The sequence below is a fragment of the Collinsella sp. AK_207A genome (assembly GCF_902501965.1).
GTDB lineage: Bacteria > Actinomycetota > Coriobacteriia > Coriobacteriales > Coriobacteriaceae > Collinsella.
In genome coordinates this window covers 1-1,640 of the sequence record NZ_CABWID010000023.1, presented here as the reverse complement: position 1 = coordinate 1,640, position 1,640 = coordinate 1, and the positions used below count along the sequence as shown (strand labels likewise).

Annotated in this window: 1 protein-coding gene; it reads right to left on the bottom strand. The window is 72.1% G+C overall.

The features are described 5' to 3' along the window. Window positions 1-229 precede the first annotated feature (229 nt). A complete protein-coding gene (locus GDJ97_RS08855; RefSeq protein WP_152070931.1) occupies window positions 230-1,522 on the bottom strand; it encodes an IS30 family transposase in 1,293 nt (430 codons plus the stop codon). Between the last annotated feature and the right edge of the window lie 118 nt (window positions 1,523-1,640).

The following is a 1,640-nucleotide window of genomic DNA, read 5'->3' as shown; positions in this document are numbered from 1 at the left end:
GGTTGATTTCCGATCCCAACCGAACACATTGAGCTGACGGCACGCTCCCGCAGTTAACCGAACGCCCCCGAGGTCCTATCCGGGCCCCGGGGGCGGCATTTTCCCAGTTGAAGGAATGGTGGAGATGTGTTTCGATGGGTCCGGTGGCCATGCTCCGCCCGCCGCCCGGCACCTCTTCCCAGACTCAGCCGGACGGTCGGTTCCGCCTGTTCAGCTTTCCCTTTTTGGGCTAGGGCAGCGGGGCATCGCCCCTTTCCGCGCGCGCCCGCCCGATGAGCCCCGGCGTCAGGTCGAGATCGCCGAGCGGCACGTCCTCCACGCCGTAGGCGTCCAGCAGCGCCGCCGCGTCCTCCCCGAGCATCGCCCTGAAGGCGCGCGCGGGCGTCGCGAAGCCGAGCGCGCCGCGGGGCTCGGAGTTCACGTGCGACATGGCCAGCGCCAGGTCGGCCGGGGCGAGCCGGTCGAACCTGATTCCGGCGCCCTTGGGCAGCAGCTTCCTGATCTCGACGTGGTTGCGCTCGCAGGCGCCCTTCTGGTCGCTGCGCCCGGGGTCGCAGTAGAACAGCCTCGTCTCGCCCGGCCCCTCGCCGAGCAGCGCCGCGATCGCCGCCTCGTCGGAGAACTCGGCGCCGTTGTCGGTGAGGACGGCGCGGAACACGCGGCGCGCCCCGTCGGCGCCGAGGATGGCCCGGACGCCCTCCAGGGCGTCCGCGACGCACCCGGCGGTCTTCTCCTCCAGCGGCAGCGCGAGCTGGAGCCTGCTGGGGCGGTGCAGCAGCGTGAGCAGGCAGGCGGAGTCCTCCCGGGCCCCCTCGACGGTGTCCATCTCCCAGGCCGCGGCGCACGCGTCCTCCCCGAGGGCGAGGAACGCGGCATGCGACCTGCGGGCGGAGTGGCGGGTCGCCGCCCGGCCCGCGGCGCGCTTCCTCGGCCTGTAGCCGACCTTGCGCCTGAGCTCCATGTTGGTCATGCCGTCGTAGCCCGCCGAGACCCAGCGGTAGATGGTCGACGGCGACAGGTCCACCGGGCCGCCGTTGCGCGCCGCCATCTGCTCGGGCGACAGCCCCCGGCGCAGGCAGTCCCTTATCGCCTCCAGCCTGGCCGCCGCGGCGGGCTCGTCGGCGTCTATCCCGCGCCTGGACGAGACGAGGACCGAGTCGGCGCACAGCTGCGCGGCCCGGGCCTCGTAGAAGACGTGGGGGCGGCGCTTGCAGCCGATCGCGCGGTACCGGCCGCACCCGTTGCAGCAGCGCGGCCACGCCGCCAGGCGCGGGCAGGCCGCCGACAGGTCGGCGGAGGCGTCCACGCGCTCGCCGCGCCTGGCCTTCGGCGCCGTCACGAACCTGTGCGACGCCACCTCGGCGCTCACCGTCGAGGGCGACCTGCCCAGCTCCCTCGCGATCTCCCTGCACGACGCCCTGCGCTCCAGCATCCTCTGGACCGTGTCCCGCTCGTGCCTCGTGAGCCTTCCGTAGGCCCTCGGGACCGCCCTTGCGGAGCCGCTCTTCTTCTTTCCGGACATGCCGTCCTCCGATCTCCCGGGGCCGGCCGATCCGGCCCTCAGGGTATCGGGTTCCCACATTCATCCGCACATGTGCGGATGAATGTGGGAGGTGTTCGGATAAAGTTGATAATCAAGG